Below are 21,208 nucleotides of genomic sequence, written 5' to 3'. Positions count from 1 at the left end.
CGTGAGTGGGATGATCTGGACGGGGCTGGCGGTGGGGCTGGCGTTCGCCGGGCTGGCGGTGCTGGCGTGGTGCTCGTTCCGCGTCTGGCTGGGCGTCCGGCGTCTGGCTCGTGAACTCGAACGGACGCGCCGGAGACTCGAGCCGGAACACTCCGCGCTGCGTGCCGAGGTCAGGGACCTGCGGGACGCCCGGACCCCTGTGGACTCCGGTGAGGGCGTACGATCGTCGTGAGTACCACCTGCTGAAGAGGACCGTCATGAACCTGGGCACGCCCGAAATCTTGATCCTGCTGTTCGTCGTCGTGCTGATCTTCGGCTCGGCGAAGCTGCCGCAGCTGGCGCGGTCCCTCGGCAAGTCCGCGCGCATCCTGAAGGCCGAGACCAAGGGCCTGGTCGAGGACGACGACGACCGCCCGCAGGCCGCGGCCCCGCAGGCCCCGGCCGCCGCTCCGGCGGCTCCGGCCGAGGACGCGCGGGAGCGTGCGGCCCGGTTGCGTGAGGAGGCGGCCCGGCTTGAGCGCGAGGCGGCCGCGTCCGAGCGGCGTCCCGGCGCGCTGGCGTCCGGTGAGCCGATCGAGGGGGTTCCGGTGGAGCGCGCTCAGTACCGCGCCAACGGCTGACCGTCCCCGCCCCCACGGCATCCGCCCGGACCGGCCGCGCGCCGATCCCCGACCCCTGAATGCCCACCATGAAGATCAAGAGGCAGCCCGTCGACCCCGAGGGCCGGATGCCGCTCATGGCTCACCTGCGTGAGCTGCGCAACCGGCTGATCAAGGCGATGCTCGGGCTGGCGGTCGGGACCGGCATCGGCTGGCTGTTCTTCAACCCGATCTGGACGTTCGTCACCGAGCCGTTCACCCGGATCGATCCCAAGCACTGCATCAACAACAAGTGCGACCTGGTGGTCCACGGGATCTTCGACGGGTTCTTCATCCACATGAAGGTCGCGCTGCTGGCGGGCGCGGTGATCTCCTCCCCGATCTGGCTGTACCAGCTGTGGGCGTTCGTCGCGCCCGGCCTGTACAGGCGGGAGAAGCGGTGGACGTACACGTTCATCGCGGCGGCGGTGCCGCTGTTCGTGGCGGGCGCGGCCCTGGCCTACGTCACGATGGACAAGGGCCTGAAGATCCTCATCGGGCTCGCGCCGGGCAGTTCCACGGTGCTGGTCGGTGTGGAGTCCTACCTGGGCTACGCGCAGGCCATGCTGCTGATCTTCGGGTTGGCGTTCGAGCTGCCGCTGTTCGTGGTGATCCTGAACATGGCCGGGGTCCTGCCGCAGACCGCGATCCGCCGGTACCGGCGCATGCTGATCTTCGGGATCTTCGTGTTCGCGGCCGTCGCCACGCCCAGCCAGGACCCGTTCACGATGCTGGCCCTCGCGATCCCCACGGTGGTGCTGTTCGAGGTCGCGGAGCTGCTGGCGTACTTCAACGACCGGCGGAGGGCCAACGCCCCCGATCCGTACGCGGGCCTGTCGGACGACGAGGCGGCCCCGCTGGACCTGGACCGGATCGACGCGGAGCTGGAGAGCGGCGGCCGCGGGGGACGCGGCGACGGCCGCTGACGCCGGAGACGGCCTCCGAAGGCCGGGGCGGCCGGTAAACCGGAGGCGGAAACCCGTCCGATGCAGGAAGATCGTCCAATGCGGGAAGATCGTCCGAATGAAGATGTTGGGCCCCGAATGGGGAATCCGGGCGGGCGAAACCGTAGGCTCGGAGGCATGAGCACCCCCGACACGCGGTCGGCCGAGCAGTCCCCGGCGGAGCGGTACCGGGCCTTCCGGGCCCGGACCGACGGGAACGGGCCCGCCCTGCTGGACTTCCGGACCCTGTACGACTTCGAGCTGGACGCGTTCCAGATCGAGGCGTGCCGGGCCCTGGAGGGGGGCAGCGGCGTCCTGGTCGCCGCGCCCACCGGTTCCGGAAAGACCCTCGTCGGGGAGTTCGCCGTGCACCTGGCGCTGCTCGGCGGCGGCAAGTGCTTCTACACCACGCCGATCAAGGCGCTGTCGAACCAGAAGTACGCCGACCTCGTCCGCCGCTACGGGCCGGAGAAGGTCGGCCTGCTCACCGGCGACAACAGCGTCAACGGCGAGGCCCCGATCGTCGTCATGACGACCGAGGTGCTGCGGAACATGCTGTACGCGGGGTCGCAGACCCTCGCCGGGCTGGCGTTCGTGGTCATGGACGAGGTGCACTACCTCGCCGACCGGTTCCGCGGCGCCGTCTGGGAAGAAGTGATCATCCACGTGCCGGACTCGGTGCGGCTCGTGGCGCTGTCGGCGACGGTGTCCAACGCCGAGGAGTTCGGCGAGTGGCTGCAGGAGGTCCGCGGCGACACGGCCGTGATCGTCGACGAGCACCGGCCCGTCCCGCTGTTCCAGCACATGATGGTCGGCACCCGCCTGTACGACCTGTTCGTCGAGCAGGGCAAGGGCGAGGGGCGGCGCGCGAAGCTGAACCCGCAGCTCACCCGGATGGCCGTGGAGGAGGTGCGGCGCGCGAAGGTCAACCAGGGGCGGCGTACCGGGCGGCGCCGCGCGGCGCGTCCGCAGCGGTTCCGGCCTCCGGCGCGTCCGGACGTCGTGGAGCGGCTCGAGCGGGCCGGGCTGCTGCCCGCGATCACCTTCATCTTCTCCCGCAACGGCTGCGACGCGGCCGTCCTGCAGTGCCTGCACGCGGGGCTGCGGCTGACGTCGAGGGAGGAGGCGGAGGAGATCCGCGCGCACGTGGAGCTGCGCACCGCCGACCTCGACCCCGCCGACCTGCACGTCCTCGGCTACCACGACTTCCTCGCGGCGCTGGAGCGGGGGATCGCCGCGCACCACGCGGGGATGCTCCCGACGTTCAAGGAGATCGTCGAGGAGCTGTTCACCCGCGGGATGATCAAGGCGGTGTTCGCGACCGAGACGCTCGCGCTCGGCATCAACATGCCCGCCCGCACCGTGGTGATCGAGAAGCTCGACAAGTGGAACGGTGAGGCGCACGTCGACCTGACCCCGGGTGAGTACACGCAGCTCACCGGGCGTGCCGGGCGCCGCGGCATCGACGTCGAGGGCCATGCCGTGGTGGTCTGGGGGCCGAGCGTGGAGCCCGCGTCGCTCGCCGGGCTCGCGGGCGCCCGCACCTATCCGCTGAACTCCAGCTTCCGGCCGTCGTACAACATGGCGGTGAACCTCGTCGGCGCGGTCGGGTTCGAACGCGCCCGCAACCTGCTGGAGCAGTCGTTCGCGCAGTTCCAGGCCGACCGGGCCGTGGTGGGGCTGGCCAAGCAGGTCCGCAAGAACGAGGAGGCGCTCGCCGGGTACGCCAAGGCCGCCGAGTGCCATCTGGGCGACTTCATGGAGTACGCCGCGCTGCGCCGCCGCCTGTCGGACCGGGAGGCGGAGCTGTCGCGGGAGCGGTCGGTGTCGCGGCGCGCGGAGGCGGCCCGGTCGCTGGAGCACCTGCGTCCGGGGGATGTGATCCTGGTGCCGTCCGGGCGGCGTTCGGGGCTGGCCGTCGTCCTGGACCCGGGTCTCGGCCGCCGCTCGGACGGGGCCGCGCCGCTGGTCCTGACCGCGGGGGCGTCCGTGCAGCGGCTGTCGATCCACGACTTCCCGCGGCCGGTGGAGCCCGTCGACCGGATCCGGGTGCCGAAGTCGTTCAGCCCGCGCAACCCGCAGATGCGCCGTGACCTGGCGTCGACGCTGCGGAACAAGGTGTCGGGCGACACGCGTGACCGGCGGCGCGTCCGCGACACCCCGGCCGGGGACGACGCGGAGATCGCGCGGCTGCGCGCCGAGCTGCGGGCGCATCCCGTGCACGGCTGTGACCAGCGTGAGGACCACGCGCGGTGGGCCGAGCGGTTCTTCCGGCTCGAGCGGGAGACCGAGCTGCTGCGGCGCCGCGTCGAGGGCCGTTCGCAGGTGATCGCCCGGACGTTCGACCGGGTCTGCGCCGTCCTGGAGCAGCTCGGTTATCTCGACGGGGAGGACGTCACCGACGAGGGACGCCGTCTCGGCCGCATCTACAACGAGCTGGACCTGCTGACGGCCGAGTCGCTCCGCGAGGGCCTGTGGGAGAAGCTCGACCACGCCGAGCTCGCCGCGTGCGTGTCGGCGCTGGTGTACGAGTCGCGGCAGCCGGACGACGCGTCCGCGCCCCGGACGCCCGCCGGCGCCGCGCAGGACGCCCTCGCCGGGATGATCCGGCTGTGGGGGCAGCTGGACGCGGTGGAGAAGGACAACCAGGTGTCGTTCCTGCGGGAGCCCGACCTGGGGTTCGCGTGGACGGCGTACCGGTGGGCGAAGGGCGACGACCTGGACGAGGTGCTGCTCGACGGCGACATGACGGCCGGTGACTTCGTCCGCGCCGTCAAGCAGCTGCTCGACCTGCTGGGGCAGGTCGCGGACGCGGCCGAGCCCAACAGCCACATCCGCAAGACGGCGCGGCGCGCGATGGACGCGATGCGCCGCGGCGTCGTCGCGTACACGTCGGTGACCTGATCCGGCGGGGCACGCCCGGCGCCGTGGTTCGGTTCACGGCGCCGGGGGTGCCCGGCCGTGGATGTCCTACGTGGGTCTCCTACGTGGGTGTCCTATTGGTCGTCCTCGTCGGCGGGGCGGCGCGCGAACTCGACCAGTCCTGGCAGGTCGACGACGGTGATCCGCCGCCAGCCCGTCCGGACCAGGCCTTCCTGGCGCAGCCGGTTCAGGCCGCGCGCGACCGTCTCGCGCGACGCGTCCATCCAGGATCCGAGCTCCTGCTGTGACAGGGGCGGGGCGATGTCGACGCCGCCGTCCGGCGCGGGCGAGGTGTGCCGGGCCGACAGCTCGGCCAGGTGCGCCAGCAGCAGGGCCAGGCGCTGGTCGCCGCGTACCGCGACGTGCGCGCGGGCCCGCTGGTCCGCGTCGTCCAGGCGGCGGACGAACGTGCCGCTGACCAGCCGCCACACCCGCGGATGGGCGTCGAGGAACGCGGTGAACCGGGCCGCGGGCACGACCCGCGCGCGGACGGTCGACAGGGCCGTCACGGTCGCCGACCGGTGCCGCGCGCCCAGCACCGCGCTCTCGCACACCAGGTCGCCCGGTCCCCGCACGGCGAGCACCACGGCGTGCCCGTCCTCGGTGGACGAGGCGACCTTCGCCCACCCCGACTCGATCACGATGATGTGGTCGGACTCGTCGCCCTGAAGGCACAGTGGCGTCCGGGCGGGGAACGACCGCGGTCGTGCCACCGCTCGCAGCGCGTCCCGCTCGGCGGTCGTCAGCGCGCCCCAGAAGTCGTCGGGGCGTACCGGGCTTTTCCTCTCGATCAACGGGGGTCCGTTCTCCGAGCCTCCCCGGGGAAGGGGGCTCGCGGTGTCGGGACGGGATGGCCGGCGCCCGCGGCGTTCAGGGGGAGTGGGGCGGTGAGGCCCGAGCCGCGGGCGCCGGCCGTTCTGCCGGTCGCCGCGGCGCCGCCGGTGAACCGTCGTGTCGCGCCGGGGCGCGTTCCTGCGGCACCTGCCTGCCAACCTCCTGCGACGACTCGGTGGTCTTCGGGGCCCCCCTTTCGGGTGCCCGCTCCCCCTCAGCAGACACCCCGCCCGCCCCCGATGCTGCCCCGTGCGCCCCATTCCGTCTGCGTCTTCTGACTCACTGTCAGAACCTTCGCGGCGAGACCGCCGGTCAACGGTGCGGGCTAGGGTTGCTTCGCATGACGCATGCCGGGATCGACGTCACAGCGGAGATGGTCCGGGATCTGCTGCGCGAACAGCACCCTGACCTGGCCGATCACCCTGTGCGGTTCGGTGCGCGCGGCTGGGACAACCAGCTGTGGCGGCTCGGTGACGACCTCGCCGTCCGGCTGCCCTGGGCGACGGAGTCCGCGGACGCGCTGCTGCGCAAGGAGCACACCTGGCTGCCCGCGCTCGCGCCGTCCCTTCCGCTGCCGGTTCCCGTCCCGCAGCGCCTCGGTGAACCCTCCACGCTGTTCCCGCGCCCCTGGATCGTCACCACCTGGGTGCCGGGCGAGCCCGCCGACCGCGCCCCCGTCACGCGCGGCGCGGAGTCCGCCGAGACGCTGGCCGCGTTCCTGAGCGCGCTGCACCGGCCCGCCCCTGAGGGGGCGCCGGCCGGCAGGCACTGCAGAGGGCCGCTGGCCGCCCACTCCCAGGCCTTCGCCGACGGGCTCGCCTCCGCGACGGAACGAGGACTGATCACCGACCCGGACGGCGTCCGCGCGGTCTGGGACGACGCCGTCACCGCGCCCGAGTGGACGGGCCCGGCGCTCTGGCTCCACGGCGATCTGCATCCGGCGAACGTCCTCACCACCGACGGCGCCGTCCGCGGCGTGATCGACTTCGGTGACCTCTGCGCGGGCGACCCGGCCTGCGACCTCGCCGCCGCCTGGCACCTGCTGCCCGACGGCGCCGCCGACCGCCTCAACGCCGCGTACCGGCCGTCCGCGGACGCCGCGACCCTGCGCCGCGCCCGCGGATGGGCGGTCCTGAAGGCCCTCGCCTGCATGCACATCGGAGAAGCCGGCGTCCGCGGCCTCCCGGGCGGCAAGACCACCTGGGGCCCGCCCGCCCACGCCGCGATACGACGCCTCATCGCGACCCGGCGCTGACCAGACGGCGCCCGTCCCCGGAGGCGGCGGTCACGCCCGTGATGGGTGCGTGCGGGTGAGCCGCCTCCGGCGGTGAAGGCCGGGCCGGAGGCGGCGGGGGTGCGTCAGGCGACGGCGGTCCCCTCGAGTTCGACCATCAGGTCGGGGATCGCCAGCCGCGTCACCCCGAGCATCGTCGTGGACGGCGCCACCCCCGCGGCGCCCAACCGCGCCGCGAGCACGCCGTAGTGCTCGAAGAGCCGGTCGACGTCGGTGGTGTAGACGTTGAGCCGGACCAGGTCCGCCAGGGACATCCCGGCCTTGCCGAGCACGGCCTCCAGGTTGTCGAGGCTCAGCGCCAGCTGAGCGCCCATGTCGCCGGCATGCTGCGGCCTGCCGTCGGCGCTCATCGCGGTCTGCCCGGAGGCGTACAGGGTCCGGGTGTGACCGGAGACGACCTCGCCCTGGTCGTAGCCCAGCTCCACCGACCACGGCCACGGGTTGACCGCGGTTCGTTCCACTGCCATATCAGCTCCACTCGATTCGTCGGCTTGTGTTCGATCGCGGCCATCTCTTTGGTCGCGGTGGTGAGCCTTCCAGCGAATCACGACATCTTCTGTCGTGTATTTCGGTAGCGTTCCGGGATGCGCGCCGACCGGTTGGTCTCGCTGGTCCTGCTGCTGCGGCAGCACGGCCGGATGTCCGCGCCCGCGCTGGCCCGCGAGCTGGAGGTGTCCACCCGCACCGTCCTGCGCGACGTCGAGGCGCTGTCCGCGGCGGGCGTCCCGGTCTACGCCGAACGCGGCAGGCACGGCGGGTTCGCGCTGCTGCCCGGATTCCGCACCGAGCTCACCGGACTGAACCACGACGAGGCCCTCGCGCTGCTGGTCGCCGGGTCACGGCGCGGCGCGCAGGCCTTCGGCCTGGGCTCGGCGCTCGCCTCGGCGATGCTGAAAGTGGTCGACGCGCTCCCCGCGAGCTACCGCGACACCGCGGCCGACGCGGCCGAACGGCTCCTCATCGACCCGGAGGCCGACCTCCTGTCACGCCGGACGGCCGCCGAGGAGGAGGTCCCCGACGCGGTCGTGGCCGAGGTCCGGCGCGCGGTGTTCGCCGGACACCGGCTGCGCATCCACTACGCGGCCTTCGGCCAGGACCCGAAGTGGCGCACGGTGGACCCGATCGGCCTGGTCACCGTCCGCGACCAGGGCTACCTGCTGGCCACCAGGTCCGGCGCCGACCGCACCTACCGGCTGTCCCGCGTCCTGGCCGCCGAGGAACTCCCCGAACCCGCCCGCCGGCCGGACCGCGTCGACCTCGGCCGCGCCTGGCAGGAACGCGGCACCCGCTTCCGGGCCGGCGCCGACCAGGTCACCGTCCTCGTCCGGATGGACCCGGCACGGCGCGAGGACCTCGTGGGCACCGCACTGGCCGTCCTCACCGAGGAGACCGACGCCGACGGACGTCTCCGACTGGAACTGACCTTCCAAGACCCCCGACATGCCGAATGGGCCCTCTGGCAACTCGCCACGACCGCCGAAGCCCTGTCCCCCCCATGGCTACGCGACGCCCTCCACCACCGAGCCACCACACTCGCCACCACCTACACCCACCCACCCGCCCCCTGACCCCCGCCGCCCCAGCCCCGCGCCCGGCTGCCTTCCCGTCAGAGGGAGCGGGTTGGATGAACCCGTGACTGTCTATGACGCGGCCCGCCGGTTCCCTGCCATTCCCGATCTGCGGGAGTTGTGCCGCTCGCTGGCGATGCTCGAAGCGATCCTGAGCCCGGACTGGGAAAGCCGCCACCACACCTTCAACGTCGCCTGGGCCGAAGGCGAGGAGGTGGCCTCGATGCGCAACGGGTCAGGAGACGAGTACTCCATCGTGTTCTCGGCGGCCGGGGTCTACGTGCGCGGCTTCGACCACGAATCGTCCATGAGCCCCTACCTCCACGACGGCGAGCCCTGGCCAGGCGTGATCGACGACGTTCCCGATGTCTTCAGGCGCTTCGTCGAGGAGCCCGCGTTCACCGACGAGGACGGGGTGCCCGTCGTGACGGCCTGCCTGTGGCGGGAGACGACGGATGACCAGTGGCGCCACGGCTCGATCGACTTCCCGCCGGGCCAGGCCGACCCCGATGGGGCGACGGGCCTGTTCCCACTACTGGTCGACCGCTCACCCGAAGCGTTCCAACGCTTCGCCGAGGACTACTACGAGGTCCCCGTGGACCTTGCAGCGGTGAAGGACGTGTATGCCTCGCGGCCACTGAACCAGGACCTCGTGTCGTCACTGAACCCAGAACTCACCCTGGCTGACCTGGCCGAAGACATCTCCGAAATCGGCTACCCCCAGGCCTAGCGACGCTCATCCGGGGTGGTGGGTGTCGGTTTCTGGGCGGGGTGGGGCAGAGTTGTGGGCGGGTGGAAATGGGGGTTTCGTGAGTGTCGTTCTGTCGGTGGAGGCGACGGTGTCCGCGCCTGGGTTGAGCCTGCGGCCGTGGCGTGTGGGGGACGCGGCGGCTCTTGCGGCGGCGCATCGTGACCCGGTCATGCGCAGCCGGTTGTTGACGTCTCTCGCAAGTGAGGCGGACGCCGTTCGGTGGATCGAGGAGCAGGGCGAGGGGTGGGCCGGCGGTACGCGGCTCAGCTTCGCCGTGTTGCAGGATGACCCTGCTGGACGGCTGGTCGGTCACATCGTGGTCAAAGGGGGAGGCGGCCCTGTGGCCGCCTCGGGCGAGGTGGGGTACTGGACGGCGGCCGAGGCGCGAGGGCGGGGAGTCGCGCCTCGCGCCCTTGAGGTCGTGTCGCGTTGGGCGCTCGGTCCGCAGAGTGTGATGCCTGTGGCGCGGCTCGACCTTCTGCATGCCGTCGACAACCCCGCTTCCTGCCGCGTGGCCGAGAAGTGCCGGTATGTCTTCCGGGCGCTTCTTCCGCCGCAGCCTCCCGCGTTTCCTGCGGAGGGGCATCTGCATGTTCGGACGGACGGCGGCGACTGAACGCGACGCGGGGCTCAGGTCAGGACGTGCCGCAGAGGGCCTTGGCGGCGATGCCCATGACCTCGGCGGTGGACGGGTTGCGGGTCGAGGGGTTGATGGACAGGACCATCGACCTGCCGCTGTCAGTGCGGAACGCGAAGGTCAGGTACCCGATCAGTTCTCCGCTGTGCCCCCAGACCGTCCCGCACGGCAGGTGGTAGGCCTGGAGACCCAGCCCGTAGTCGAACCCGGCCCCGGTCTCGACGGGGGTGCGCATGGCGCGGAGTGAGGCCGCGCTGGTCAGCCGGCCGCCGAGCAGCGCCGAGAAGAACCGTTCCAGGTCCCCGGCGGTCGAGATCATCTCTCCCGCCGCCCAGTCCAGTGAGGGGTTCATGCGCGTGGCGTCCACCAGCTGGGGAATCGGCTCGTACCCGTTGGCGTGCGGCGACGGCACTCCGGGACGGTCGCCCGGCACGACGGTGTGGCGCAGGCCCAGCGGCCGGAGGATCCGGCGGCGGACCTCCTCGCCGTACGTCCTGCCGGTCAGCTTCTGCACCAGCAGCCCGAGCACGACGTAGTTGGTGTTGGAGTAGTGCCATTTGCCGTCGGCGGGCAGCGTCTTCGCGAAGGCCACCTTCAGCAGTTCACCCGGACGGTAGGAACGGAACCGTGCGTCGCCGCGCCACCGGTTGGTGGAGTATCCCGGTTCGCTCATGTAGTCGGGCAGGTGGCTGGTGTGGTCGAGGAGCCGGCGGACGGTCACGTGCTCGCCGTCCGGCACGACGCCCGGCAGGTGGCGGGCGATGGGATCGTCGAGCCGGACCTTGCCCTCGTCCACGAGCTGGAGCACCACGGTCGCGACGAACGACTTGGTGACGCTCCCGATCCGGAAGTACCCGTCGGGGGACGGCCGCCCGCCCCGCTCGATGTCCCGCACGCCCGCCGCCTCGGACGTCGTGTGCCGCCCGTCGGAGATCCGTACCAGCGCCGCCGTCGCCGCCCCGCCCTTCACGATCCCGTCCAGCTCGGGGCGCGGCCCGGCGCCCGGGTGCCCCGCTGTGACGGCGAACGCCACCAGCGCGCTCATCAGTGTGTTCAACATGGGCTCGACGCTAGGGCGGCCGCCGCTGGGACAGAATGCGGTGAACCGCCGATCTCGCCTGCGGAAAACCGCATGTGCGCTCTAGCCGGTCTGGTCGTCGGAGGTCGGTGAGTGCGGGGCCTCTTTCGGGGGAGTGTTCGCGTGGGGCCGCTTCGGCGGCCGGGCGGTCAGGGGGAGACCGGGGTGGAGAGCTCCTGGTCGCCCCGGTAGAGGCGGGCGACGATCTCCTCGATGCCGGTCTCGCGCAGGGCGATGTCGCGGATCTCGTAGCGGGCGGCGAGCGAGGCCACGACGGACGCGGCGTTCGCGCCGTCCGGGAGGCGGAGCGTCTGGCGCGGGCCCTCCACGCCGGTCACCTCGACGCCGTCGAGCTCGACCGGCGGGACGGGCGCCGCCAGTTCGACGATCAGCTGCCGGTCCGCGCCCGCCGCGCGGCGCAGCGCGGCCAGGTCCCCGTCGAACGCCGGACGGCCATGGTCGATGATCATGACGCGGCGGCAGAGGCGCTCGATGTCGCCGAGGTCGTGGGTGGTCAGCAGGATCGTGGTGCCGCGTTCGGCGTTCAGGCGGGCGAGGAAACCGCGGACGGTCGCCTTGCTCACCACGTCCAGGCCGATCGTCGGCTCGTCCAGGACGAGGAGTTCGGGGTCGTGGAGGAGCGCGGCGGCCAGGTCGCCGCGCATGCGCTGGCCGAGGCTGAGCTGGCGGACCGGTGTGGCGAGGAACGGCTCGAGCTCCAGCAGCGCGGTCAGTTCCGCCAGGCGGGTCCGGTAGGCGTGCTCCTCGACCCGGTACAGGCGCCGGACGAGGGTCAGGCTGTCCTTCAGCGGCAGGTCCCACCAGAGGGTGGTGCGCTGGCCGAACACGACGCCGATGCGGCGGGCGAGCGTCGTCCGGGCGCGGGACGGGTCCAGGCCCGCCACGCGGATCCGTCCCGAGGTCGGGGTGAGGATCCCGGTGAGCATCTTGATCGTGGTGCTCTTGCCTGCGCCGTTCGGGCCCAGGTAGCCCAGGAACTCGCCGCGGTCGACGGTGAACGTCACCCCGTCGACGGCGCGGACCGGGGTCCGCTCGCGGCGCGGCCCCCGTCCCGTCCTGCGCCGCAGGACGAAGGTCTTGGTCACGTCCGTCATCTCGATCATGGGTTCCCCTCCCGGCACCGGCGTCCTCAGCTTCCCGTCGAGCGGTAGCGGCGCAGGCCCGCGCGCCACGCCACCGCGGCCACCGCGCACAGCGCCGCCCCGACGGCGGGCGACGCGAACCGCGTCCAGCCCGGAAGCCCCAGCGGGTCGGGGCGGCCGAGCACGTACAGGGCGGGCTCCCAGTTCACGAACGCCAGCGGGACGACGAACGTCACGCCGCGCACGAAGTCCCGCGCGAACAGCGTCATCGGGTACTGGGTCAGGAACGAGCCGCCATAGGTGATCGCCTTGGTCGCGCCGTGGCTGTTCAGCAGCACGAACTGGAGCGCCGCGCACAGCACCCACAACCCGGCGAAGATCACCATGCCGGACGCCAGCATGAGCGGCACCATCGCGACCCGGCCCGGCGTCCAGTCCACCGGCACGCGGGGCAGCACGAACGCCAGGACCAGCACCGGCGGGAGGAGCCGCCCGAACCGGCGCGGCGTGAAGTCCTCGGTCGCGATCTGGATCAGCGGGCTCACCGGGCGGACCAGCAGCGCGTCGAGGGTCCCGTTCCGGACGTGCTCCCCGAGCCGTTCGGTCGTGCCGAGCAGGATGTCGGACGCCCCGAACGACAGCGACGACGTGCCGTACAGGAACAGCACCTCCACCGCGGTGAACCCGGCGATCCGCGGCGTCCGGCCGAACATCACCAGGATCCCGGCGATGTCCATCCCGGCGGTGACCATGGTGCCGAGCGCGAGCAGCGCGATCGACACGGGGTACTGCGCGGCCGCCCGGATCCACGTCCAGGCGAGCAGGCAGTACGTCGAGACGGCCCGTCCGGCGCGGGTGGCCGCCCCGGCGTCGCCGTCCACGGCGCGGCTAACCACCCTGGGCCTCCAGCCTGCGCTGTGCGGCGCGGGTCAGGAGGCGTCCGGCCGTGAGGAGCCCGGCGGCCCAGGCCGCCTGGAACGCCAGCGCGGACAGCAGCGCGCCGCCGGTGCGGCGGCCGAGGAACACGTCGGCGGGCACTTGGACGAGCCCGGACCACGGGAGCGCCCGCGCGACGTCCCCGAGGGTCTCGGGGAACGCGACGAGCGGGACGATCATCCCGGAGAAGAACAGCGACAGCAGCAGCGTCACGGCCTGGACGCCGCGCTCGTCGTGGAGCCAGAACATCGACAGCGTGGCGAGGTAGCGCAGCGCGAAGCTCAGCAGGACGGCCAGCGCGGCCGACACCGTGAACGCGGCCGCCTCACCCGCGCTCGGCAGCCGCACCGTGAACAGCAGGGCGCCGACCAGCATCGGCGGCAGCCCGCGCAGCAGCAGCGTCGACACCGCGCGGCCGACGTCGTCGGCGAGCCACCACGCCTGGAGGTCGACCGGGCGGTGCAGGTCGATCGCCACGTCCCCGGACCGGATGCGCTGGGCCAGCTCCATCCCGCCGAAGATCTGCACCGGCCCGATGAGGGCCTGGGTGAGGAAGGAGAAGGTCACCGCGTCGGTCGCGTCGTAGCCGCCGAGCCCGGGACGGGCGTGCCAGAGCGCGAGCAGGATCGCGGCGCGGACGACGCCGAAGAAGGAGTTCGTGACGGCCTCGGCCATCGAACCGAGGGGATAGGCGGAATATCGTCGCAGCGCGTACCAGGAGACCCACGGAATGACGCCCACTCATCGGGAGCCTAGGGCGCGCTCCTTGAACGTTCCAGCGATTTTCCGCGGCCGGTCGATTCCGCGACTCCGCCCGCCCCGAGCGGCGGCTCCGGACGGCGGCAGGCACCGGACGGTGGCGGGCCCGGGACGGCGCTAGGCCCTGGACGGCGGCGGGCCCCGGAACCTGCCCTGGTTCCGGGGCCCTGGAGGTTGCCGCCCCTTCGCACGCCGGCGGCGTTTAAGGGGACGGATCATCATCATTCCGTTCGTGCTCTGCCGATTGAGCTATCGGACCATGGAGAGGTCCGAGCCAGATTCGAACTGGCATCCGACGGAGTTCGTCCGTCCCCGGTCGATCCGGCGATGAGCGGAGATGCTGAATCTGGAGCGAGAGTCTCAACTTCATGCGGCTGCCTCTTCCTGCTTGGGCTACCCGGGCACGCGGTGCACGGGGGAGGATTCGAACCTCCACTGTCGCCGACTCGGATCAGACTGAGCTTCATCCTCAGCTTCACGCCCCCTCCGGGGCGCGCCCCCGCGCTCCAAGCGGGGGAGTCTCGGGGTGTTCTCAGTTGTCGGGTGCGAAGAGGAACGCGAACACCGCGTCGCCGATCTTGCGGTCGGTGACCTCGGTCGCGTTGGCCTCCTCGCGGGCGAACTTCACCGCGGCCTGGAGCCGCTCGACCCGGTCGCGCAGCACGTTCACCCGCCGCGCCGGGAGCGCGCCGGAGAAGGTGACCTTCGTCCAGGTGCCCACGACGACGTCCTCGGTGTACATCTCGACCTGCGCCGGGTGCTCCTTGGTCGCCTCGTACAGGACGTGGCTGCGCGGGATCTTCTTGGTCCGCGCGGTCTCCACCGGCTCGGTGCGCCACACGTCCTGGCTCTCGTCGTAGGCCCAGGACTCCGACGGGTCGAGCACCGGCAGCTTGTCGACCAGCGTGCGCAGGTCGGTGAGCTGCTTCTCCAGGAACAGCAGGTACGGCACCGGGACGGCGGTCAGCAGGGTCCGGCCGTCCACGACGACGTCGGCGACGGCGTCGCGGTTCGCCCAGTCCTTGGTGGCGGTCACGTCGAACAGGCGGGTCAGCGCGCGGGCGACGTCGCGGAGCGCGTCCTCGGCCTTGACCTGGACGCGGGTGGACTCGGCCGGCATCGTCTCGCCGTCCTCGTCACGCGGCCGGTAGGTGCGCGACAGGCCCGAGAGCAGGGCGGGCTTCTGCAGCTCGTGGTAGGCGTCGGTCAGCTCGCGCTGCGTGCGCGACTTGACGCCCTTCTCCACGGCGATGATCTGGTTCAGCTTGGGCATGGTGCGGCGCCCCCTCTCGTACGGTGATGAACGCGGGTGAACACGTGCGAACCGCGTCGAAACGCGCGCGAACGTGATCACCGTAGCGAGGGGACGCCGCCTGAAGCACCCGAATTACTAGGGAAGTGCGGGCTTTCCGGTCGAGTAGATCCAGGTCTGGAAGAACGGGTTCAGATCCTGGCCGGAGACCTTGTTCGCGAGCGCCACGAACTGCGCGGTGTTCCCGTTGCCGTACCGGTGCGTGTCGGCCCAGGTCCGCAGCAGCGAGAAGAACGTGTCGTCGCCGATCTTCTCGCGCAGCAGCTGGAGCACGGTCGCGCCGCCGCTGTACACGCGGTCGTTGAACATGGTGTCCCGCTGCGGGTCGGCGATCTTCACCGACCAGTACGGGTCGTCCGGCTTGTCGGGGAACGGGTAGGAGTTGTAGATGTTCCGCACCCGGTCGTGGACGGACACGCCGCCGTGCTTCTCCGTCCAGTAGTACGCCGACCAGGACGCGAAGCTCTCGTTCAGCCAGATGTCCTTCCACTGCGCGACCGAGACGCTGTCACCGAACCACTGGTGGGCCAGCTCGTGCGCGATGGTGGAGGTGCTCCGGACGGCCGAGTAGACCGGCTTGCTCTGCGTCTCCAGGGAGAACCCGAGCGGCTGGCCCTGGTAGACCGCGTTGTCGGCGATCGCCCCGGTCGTCTCGAACGGGTACGTGCCCCACATCTTCGACCACAGGTCGGTGGCCTCGGCGGTCGTGTCGCTGAAGAACTTGACCGCGTCCGGCTGGTTCGTCTCCAGGACGGGGTCGACGGCGACGTAGCTGTTCAGGCCGCTCGGGGTCTTCGACTCCTTGACGTCCCACTTGCCGATGTCGATGGTCGCCAGGTAGCTGGCCATCGGCTTGTTCTCACGCCACTTGAACGTGCTGGCCTGCGTGGAGCCCTTGCGGCGGCTGAACGCCGCCATCCCGTCGTGCCTGCCCTCGGGCAGGCCGTTGGCGACGACGCTCAGGCCCTTCGGCACGGTCACCGTGAAGTCGTAGGTGGCCTTGTCGCTCGGGTGGTCGTTGACCGGGAACCAGGTGGACGCGCCGTTCGGCTCGTCCCCGATGAACGCGCCGTCGGGGGTCTTCAGGAACCCGTACGGCGAGCCGAACACGATCGGCGAGCCCACGATCGTCTGCGGGACGCCGCCGTAGGTGACCGAGACGCGGAACGTCGAGCCCTTCCGGAGCCCGTGGTTCGGCTTGATCTTCAGCTCCTGCCCGCGCCGGTTCCAGGACGCGCGGTGCCCGTTCACCACGACCTTCGACACGTCCATGCCGGACAGGTCGAGGTCGAACGACGACAGGTTCTGGGTGGCCCGCGCGGTCATCGTGACCGTCCCGTCGAGCTGCCCGTAGGTGGTGTCGTAGGCGACGTCGAGCGAGTAGTGCAGGGCGTGGTAGCCGCCGTTCCCCTCCAGGGGGAAGTAGGGGTCGCCCACGCCCTCGGCTCCCGGGGTGAACCGGACGTGCGAGGCGGCGGAGGCGGCGGGCGCGAACGCCACCACGGTGACGGCGGCGAGCGCCAGCGGAAGCAGGCGGCCGGGAGTCCGGACGGTGGAGACGCGGGGGGAACGTCTTGCCATCGTGGATGATCCTCTCCCTCGGGGGATGTGAAGATCACGATGCCCGCGGGTGGGACGAAAGTCGATAGATGTTCCTTAATCGGACGAAACGCTTCGCGAGTGACAACCCCGGAGGCCCCTCGCGCGTCCGCCCGCCCACGCGCCGCCCGTCCCGGACCCGGTTCAGGCCCGCTTCAGACCCCCTTCAGACCGGCCTCGGACCCGTTTCGGGCCCGGACGGCAGAAGGTCCCTCCGGGTGTAGGACGGAGGGACCTTCGCCGTGGGACGGCCGTGGGGGCGACCACGGCCGGTGGGCCGATTGGCCGGGCCGGCCGCGCGACCGGCCCGGTGGGGGGCCAGGTCGACCGGCCCGTCACGGGTCAGGGGGACGACCCGGAAGAGGGGTTTAGTGGAACTGCGCCTCTTCGGTGGAGCCCTTCAGCGCGGTGGTGGAGGAGTCCGGCGAGATCGCGGTGCTGACCATGTCGAAGTAGCCGGTGCCCGACTCGCGCTGGTGCTTGACGGCGGTGAAGCCGCGCTCGACCGACGCGAACTCGCGCTCCTGCAGCTCGACGTAGGCGGTCATGCCCTCGCGGGCGTAGCCGTAGGCCAGGTCGAACATGCCGTGGTTGAGGGCGTGGAAGCCGGCCAGGGTGATGAACTGGAACTTGAAGCCCATGTGGCCGAGCTCGCGCTGGAACTTGGCGATGGTCGCGTCGTCCAGGTGCTGCTTCCAGTTGAAGGACGGCGAGCAGTTGTAGGCGAGCATCTGGTCGGGGTACTCGGCCTTGACCGCCTCGGCGAACCGGCGGGCCTGCTCGAGGTCGGGGGTGCCGGTCTCCATCCAGATGAGGTCGGAGTACGGCGCGTAGGCCTTGGCGCGGGCGATGCACGGCTCGATGCCGTTCCGCACGTGGTAGAAGCCCTCGGCGGTGCGCTCGCCGGTGATGAACTCGCGGTCGCGCTCGTCCACGTCGGTCGTGATCAGGGTCGCGGCCTCGGCGTCGGTCCGCGCGATGATCAGGGACGGGACGCCGGCGATGTCCGCGGCCAGGCGCGCGGTGTTCAGCGTCTTGACGTGCTGCGAGGTCGGGATGAGGACCTTGCCGCCCAGGTGGCCGCACTTCTTCTCGGAGGCCAGCTGGTCCTCCCAGTGCACGCCCGCGGCACCGGCCGCGATCATGCCCTTCATCAGCTCGAAGGCGTTGAGGACGCCGCCGAACCCGGCCTCGGCGTCGGCGACGATCGGCGCGAGGTAGTGGACGTCGCCCGAGTCCTCGCTCCACTGGACCTCGTCGGCGCGCAGCAGGGCGTTGTTGATGCGGCGGACCACGGCCGGGACCGAGTTGGCCGGGTAGATGCTCTGGTCGGGGTAGGTCTGGCCGGCGAGGTTGGCGTCGGCGGCGACCTGCCAGCCGGACAGGTAGATGGCCTTGAGGCCGGCCTTCACCTGCTGGACGGCCTGCATGCCGGTGAGCGCGCCGAGCGAGTGGACGTAGTCCTCCTCGTGCAGCAGCTTCCACAGGCGCTCGGCGCCGAGGCGGGCGAGGGTGTGCTCCTCCTGGACCGACCCGCGCAGCTTGACGACGTCCTCGGCCGTGTAGGTCCGCTCGACGCCCTGCCACCGCTGGTCGGTGCTCCACTGCCGCCGCAGCTCGTCCGCTGCGCCCTTGAGGCGACCTTCGCTCATCGTTCTTGCCCTTCCATAAGCCCGGGACGGGACGGGACCTGACCGGGGCCGATCCGCCCCGGGGATGTCGTCCCCTGGGTGCTTGCCTCGACTATGCCCCGGCCGGACACGCCTGATGAACTGGCAAGTAACGAAACTTCTGCCGATTTTTCGCTATGATGAAGCGGTGACGACCTTGCGGCCAGAAGAACCCCTTAACTTGACGAGTGACGTAGATCTCGTCACCTTCGGGCAGCGGCTTCGCCATCTCCGGCGCGGCCGCGGGATGACGCTCGCCGACCTCGGCGAGCGGGTCGGCCGCGCGCCGTCCCAGCTGTCCCTGCTGGAGAACGGGCGCCGCGAGCCGAAGCTGTCGCTGCTGCAGGGCCTCGCGAACGCGCTGGAGGTCCCGGTCGAGGAGCTGCTGCGCCGCCAGCCGCCGACCCGCCGCGCCCAGCTGGAGATCGCCCTGGAGGAGGCCCAGCGCGACCCGGTCTACCGGTCGCTCGGCCTGCCGTACCTCAAGGTCGGCAAGCGGATGCCGAACGAGATCCTCGAGCACATCCTCGCCCTCTACGGGGAGCTGCGGCGCTCGCACACCAAGCCCACCGCGTCCCCGGAGGAGGCGCGAAAGGCCAACGCCGAGCTGCGCCGCCAGATGCACGAGCGCGGCAACTACTTCGGCGAGATCGAGCGCGTCGCCGCGCAGACCCTGGACGCCGTCGGCTACCGCAGCGGCGCGGTCTCCCAGGGCATGCTGATGGGCCTGGTCGGCCACTTCGGGTTCAGCCTCCAGTACGTGCGCGACCTGCCCCGGTCCGTCCGGTCCATCACCGACCTGCGGAACCGGCGGATCTACCTGGAGCGCGAGCAGCTCGGCATGCACACGCCGCGCACGATCCTGCTCCAGACCCTCGGGCACATCGCGCTCGACCACGACCAGCCCCGCGACTTCGCCGACTTCCTGCGGCAGCGCGTCGAGGCCAACTACTTCGGCGCGGCGATCCTCATGCCCGAGCGGGCCGTCGTCCCGTTCCTGTCGGAGGCCAAGCAGGCGCGCGAGCTGTCGGTGGAGGACCTGGCGGACGTGTTCTCGGTGTCGTACGAGATGGCCGCGCACCGGTTCACCAACATGGCCACCCACCACCTCGACCTGCAACTGCACTTCACCAAGAACGACGAGAACGGCACGATCTACAAGGCCTACGCCAACGACGGCCTGGTCTTCCCGCAGGACGAGGACGGCGCGATCGAGGGCCAGCGGATGTGCCGCGAATGGGCCGGGCGCCACGTGTTCGGCGCCGCCGACCGCTTCTCGGTCTACTACCAGTACACCGACACCCCGAAGGGGACGTACTGGTGCCTGTCCCACATCGACCCCTCGCACGAGCGCGACTTCGCGATCACCCTCGGCGTCCGGTTCGAGGACTCGCGCTGGTTCCGCGGCCGGGAGACCACCAACCGGGTCAAGTCGTCCTGCCCGGACGGCGACTGCTGCCAGCGTCCGCCGCGTGAGCTGGCCGAGCGCTGGGAGGGGATGGCCTGGCCGTCCGCCCGCGCGCACTCGCACGTCCTGTCGGTCCTGCCGCCCGGCGCGTTCCCGGGCGTCGACGAGGCGGACGTTTACACGTTCCTGGACAAGCACGCCGCCGAATAGCCGCCGCCATCGCGGACCGGCGCCCGCCGGGACCTTGACACAGGGGTCCCGGCGGGCGTTTCGTCATGTGACCCCGGCCACCTGTTACCCGTGGTAACCCCGGATGGTGCTACCGTGGGTAACAGGTCATATTGGAGGAAGGGTCAATAACGATGTCCGACACCGAGGCGACGCCGTTCTCGCTGGAGCTCAGCGATGACCTCACCGAGGTCAAGAGCTGGGTCCACGATTTCGCCCGCGACGTCATCCGCCCCGCCGCCGAGGAGTGGGACGAGCGCGAGGAGACCCCCTGGCCGATCATCCAGGAGGCGGCCAAGGTCGGCCTGTACTCCCTGGACTTCTTCGCCACCCAGTGGCTGGAGCCGACCGGCCTCGGCATCTCCGTCGCCTTCGAGGAGCTGTTCTGGGGCGACGCGGGCATCGCGCTGTCCATCGTCGGCACCGGCCTCGCCGCCGCGTCCGTCGCCGCGACCGGCACCCCCGAGCAGATCGCCGAGTGGGTGCCCCAGATGTTCGGCACCGCCGACGACGTCAAGCTCGGCGCGTTCTGCGCCTCCGAGCCCGACGCCGGCTCCGACGTCGGCGCCATCCGCGCCCGCGCCGTCTACGACGAGGCCAAGGACGAGTGGGTGCTGAACGGCACCAAGACCTGGGCGACCAACGGCGGCATCGCCGACGTCCACGTCGTCGTCGCGTCCGTCCACCCCGACCTCGGCAGCCGCGGCCAGGCCAGCTTCATCGTCCCGCCGAACACCCCCGGCCTCCGCCAGGGCCAGAAGTTCAAGAAGCACGGCATCCGCGCGTCCCATACCGCCGAGGTCATCCTTGACAACGTGCGCGTCCCCGGCGGCCTCATCGTCGGCGGCAAGGACAAGTTCGACGCCCGCATCGCCCGCGTCCGCGAGGGCAAGCGCGCCAAGGGCCAGGCCGCCATGAAGACCTTCGAGACGACGCGTCCCACCGTGGGCGCGATGGCCGTCGGCGTCGCCCGCGCCGCCTACGACTACGCCCTCCAGTACTCGACCGAGCGCGAGCAGTTCGGCCGGAGGATCGGCGACTTCCAGGCGATCGCGTTCAAGCTCGCCGACATGAAGTGCCAGGTCGACGCCGCCCGCCTCATGGTCTGGCGCGCCGCCTGGATGGCCCGCAACGGCAAGGACTTCACCAGCGCCGAGGGCTCCATGGCCAAGCTCATGGCCTCCGAGGCCGCCGTCCGCGTCACCGAGGACGCCATCCAGATCCTCGGCGGCAACGGCTACACCCGCGAGTACCCCGTCGAGCGCATGCACCGCGACAGCAAGATCTTCACCATCTTCGAGGGCACCAGCGAGATCCAGCGCCTCGTCATCGGCCGCACCATCACCGGCCTCCCCGTCCGCTGACGACCTGAGCTGCATGAACACTCTTCCTCCTTGCGAGCTAGTGCGCTGACCGGAAATGATCACCGGGTTGGGTGACACGCCGTCGGGCTTGCCGGGTTCGGGCGGGTTCTGTGTCCAGACTCGATCCCGTCGGGATCGAGTCTGGGGAGGTGGCGGGTGGCGG

General features: G+C 71.3%; 19 protein-coding genes. 10 read left to right on the top strand and 9 right to left on the bottom strand.

Going from position 1 to position 21,208, the window contains the following annotated elements; genetic code table 11:
- Positions 1-10 precede the first annotated feature (10 nt).
- From EBO15_RS31905 to EBO15_RS31890, 4 genes are all read left to right on the top strand, one after another.
- Complete coding sequence (locus EBO15_RS31905; RefSeq protein ID WP_233616562.1) at positions 11-232, top strand: hypothetical protein; 222 nt, start codon at positions 11-13, stop codon at positions 230-232.
- 25 nt (positions 233-257) lie between these two features.
- Positions 258-620 (top strand): Sec-independent protein translocase subunit TatA, encoded by a 363-nt coding sequence (tatA, locus tag EBO15_RS31900; protein ID WP_122198194.1) that lies wholly within the window; start codon positions 258-260, stop codon positions 618-620.
- Positions 621-688: 68 nt separating this feature from the next.
- Positions 689-1,564: a twin-arginine translocase subunit TatC gene (gene tatC, locus EBO15_RS31895; RefSeq protein WP_122198193.1), complete on the top strand. Its 876-nt coding sequence runs from the start codon at positions 689-691 to the stop codon at positions 1,562-1,564.
- 156 nt (positions 1,565-1,720) lie between these two features.
- Positions 1,721-4,486 carry a DEAD/DEAH box helicase gene (locus tag EBO15_RS31890; RefSeq protein ID WP_122198192.1) on the top strand — a complete coding sequence of 922 codons (2,766 nt, stop codon included), beginning with the start codon at positions 1,721-1,723 and terminating at the stop codon, positions 4,484-4,486.
- Between the two features lie 92 nt (positions 4,487-4,578).
- Here the strand turns inward: EBO15_RS31890 and EBO15_RS31885 are convergent, their stop codons facing one another.
- The gene (locus EBO15_RS31885) at positions 4,579-5,298 is read right to left on the bottom strand and encodes a Crp/Fnr family transcriptional regulator (protein WP_233616561.1); all 720 of its coding nucleotides are present in this window, start codon (positions 5,296-5,298) and stop codon (positions 4,579-4,581) included.
- A gap of 380 nt (positions 5,299-5,678) precedes the next feature.
- Between EBO15_RS31885 and EBO15_RS31880 the strand changes: the two genes are divergently transcribed.
- On the top strand, positions 5,679-6,593 hold the full coding sequence (locus tag EBO15_RS31880) for an aminoglycoside phosphotransferase family protein (RefSeq protein ID WP_122198190.1): 915 nt from the start codon (positions 5,679-5,681) through the stop codon (positions 6,591-6,593).
- Between the two features lie 104 nt (positions 6,594-6,697).
- On the opposite strand, the gene EBO15_RS31875 is transcribed toward EBO15_RS31880, so the two are convergent.
- A complete protein-coding gene (locus EBO15_RS31875) occupies positions 6,698-7,093 on the bottom strand; it encodes a RidA family protein (RefSeq protein WP_199744928.1) in 396 nt (131 codons plus the stop codon).
- A 123-nt stretch (positions 7,094-7,216) separates the two neighbouring features.
- On the opposite strand from EBO15_RS31875, the gene EBO15_RS31870 reads away from it, so the two are divergent.
- The 3 genes from EBO15_RS31870 (at position 7,217) to EBO15_RS31860 (ending at position 9,567) form a co-directional block, all read left to right on the top strand.
- Complete coding sequence (locus tag EBO15_RS31870; protein WP_122198188.1) at positions 7,217-8,200, top strand: helix-turn-helix transcriptional regulator; 984 nt, start codon at positions 7,217-7,219, stop codon at positions 8,198-8,200.
- Positions 8,201-8,264: 64 nt separating this feature from the next.
- Positions 8,265-8,930: a hypothetical protein gene (locus EBO15_RS31865; protein ID WP_122198187.1), complete on the top strand. Its 666-nt coding sequence runs from the start codon at positions 8,265-8,267 to the stop codon at positions 8,928-8,930.
- Between the two features lie 79 nt (positions 8,931-9,009).
- Positions 9,010-9,567 carry a GNAT family N-acetyltransferase gene (locus tag EBO15_RS31860; protein ID WP_122198186.1) on the top strand — a complete coding sequence of 186 codons (558 nt, stop codon included), beginning with the start codon at positions 9,010-9,012 and terminating at the stop codon, positions 9,565-9,567.
- A 19-nt stretch (positions 9,568-9,586) separates the two neighbouring features.
- Here EBO15_RS31860 and EBO15_RS31855 read toward each other — a convergent pair whose 3' ends face one another.
- From EBO15_RS31855 to aceA, 7 genes are all read right to left on the bottom strand, one after another.
- Positions 9,587-10,648 carry a serine hydrolase domain-containing protein gene (locus EBO15_RS31855; protein ID WP_233616560.1) on the bottom strand — a complete coding sequence of 354 codons (1,062 nt, stop codon included), beginning with the start codon at positions 10,646-10,648 and terminating at the stop codon, positions 9,587-9,589.
- Positions 10,649-10,815: 167 nt separating this feature from the next.
- Positions 10,816-11,790: an ABC transporter ATP-binding protein gene (locus EBO15_RS31850; RefSeq protein ID WP_122198184.1), complete on the bottom strand. Its 975-nt coding sequence runs from the start codon at positions 11,788-11,790 to the stop codon at positions 10,816-10,818.
- A gap of 26 nt (positions 11,791-11,816) precedes the next feature.
- On the bottom strand, positions 11,817-12,665 hold the full coding sequence (locus EBO15_RS31845; RefSeq protein WP_233616559.1) for an ABC transporter permease: 849 nt from the start codon (positions 12,663-12,665) through the stop codon (positions 11,817-11,819).
- Positions 12,658-13,380 carry an ABC transporter permease gene (locus EBO15_RS31840; RefSeq protein ID WP_122198183.1) on the bottom strand — a complete coding sequence of 241 codons (723 nt, stop codon included), beginning with the start codon at positions 13,378-13,380 and terminating at the stop codon, positions 12,658-12,660. Before EBO15_RS31840 ends, EBO15_RS31845 begins: the two co-directional genes overlap by 8 nt.
- Before the next feature lie 616 nt (positions 13,381-13,996).
- Positions 13,997-14,737, bottom strand: a complete 741-nt coding sequence (locus tag EBO15_RS31835) for a DUF7873 family protein (RefSeq protein ID WP_122198182.1) — start codon at positions 14,735-14,737, stop codon at positions 13,997-13,999.
- A gap of 117 nt (positions 14,738-14,854) precedes the next feature.
- Positions 14,855-16,357 carry a M1 family metallopeptidase gene (locus EBO15_RS31830; RefSeq protein ID WP_122198181.1) on the bottom strand — a complete coding sequence of 501 codons (1,503 nt, stop codon included), beginning with the start codon at positions 16,355-16,357 and terminating at the stop codon, positions 14,855-14,857.
- Between the two features lie 386 nt (positions 16,358-16,743).
- Complete coding sequence (gene aceA, locus EBO15_RS31825) at positions 16,744-18,027, bottom strand: isocitrate lyase (RefSeq protein WP_122198180.1); 1,284 nt, start codon at positions 18,025-18,027, stop codon at positions 16,744-16,746.
- Between the two features lie 199 nt (positions 18,028-18,226).
- On the opposite strand from aceA, the gene EBO15_RS31820 reads away from it, so the two are divergent.
- Together EBO15_RS31820 and EBO15_RS31815 are read left to right on the top strand one after the other, a co-directional pair.
- Positions 18,227-19,663: a helix-turn-helix domain-containing protein gene (locus tag EBO15_RS31820; RefSeq protein ID WP_122198179.1), complete on the top strand. Its 1,437-nt coding sequence runs from the start codon at positions 18,227-18,229 to the stop codon at positions 19,661-19,663.
- Positions 19,664-19,815: 152 nt separating this feature from the next.
- Positions 19,816-21,045 carry an acyl-CoA dehydrogenase family protein gene (locus EBO15_RS31815; RefSeq protein WP_122198178.1) on the top strand — a complete coding sequence of 410 codons (1,230 nt, stop codon included), beginning with the start codon at positions 19,816-19,818 and terminating at the stop codon, positions 21,043-21,045.
- The last annotated feature ends 163 nt before the right edge of the window (positions 21,046-21,208 follow it).

It is taken from the genome of Actinomadura harenae, from assembly GCF_003696215.1.
GTDB classification, from domain to species: domain Bacteria; phylum Actinomycetota; class Actinomycetes; order Streptosporangiales; family Streptosporangiaceae; genus Spirillospora; species Spirillospora harenae.
Note: the sequence above shows the minus strand (reverse complement) of the source record. Positions and strands in the feature narration are given on the sequence as shown.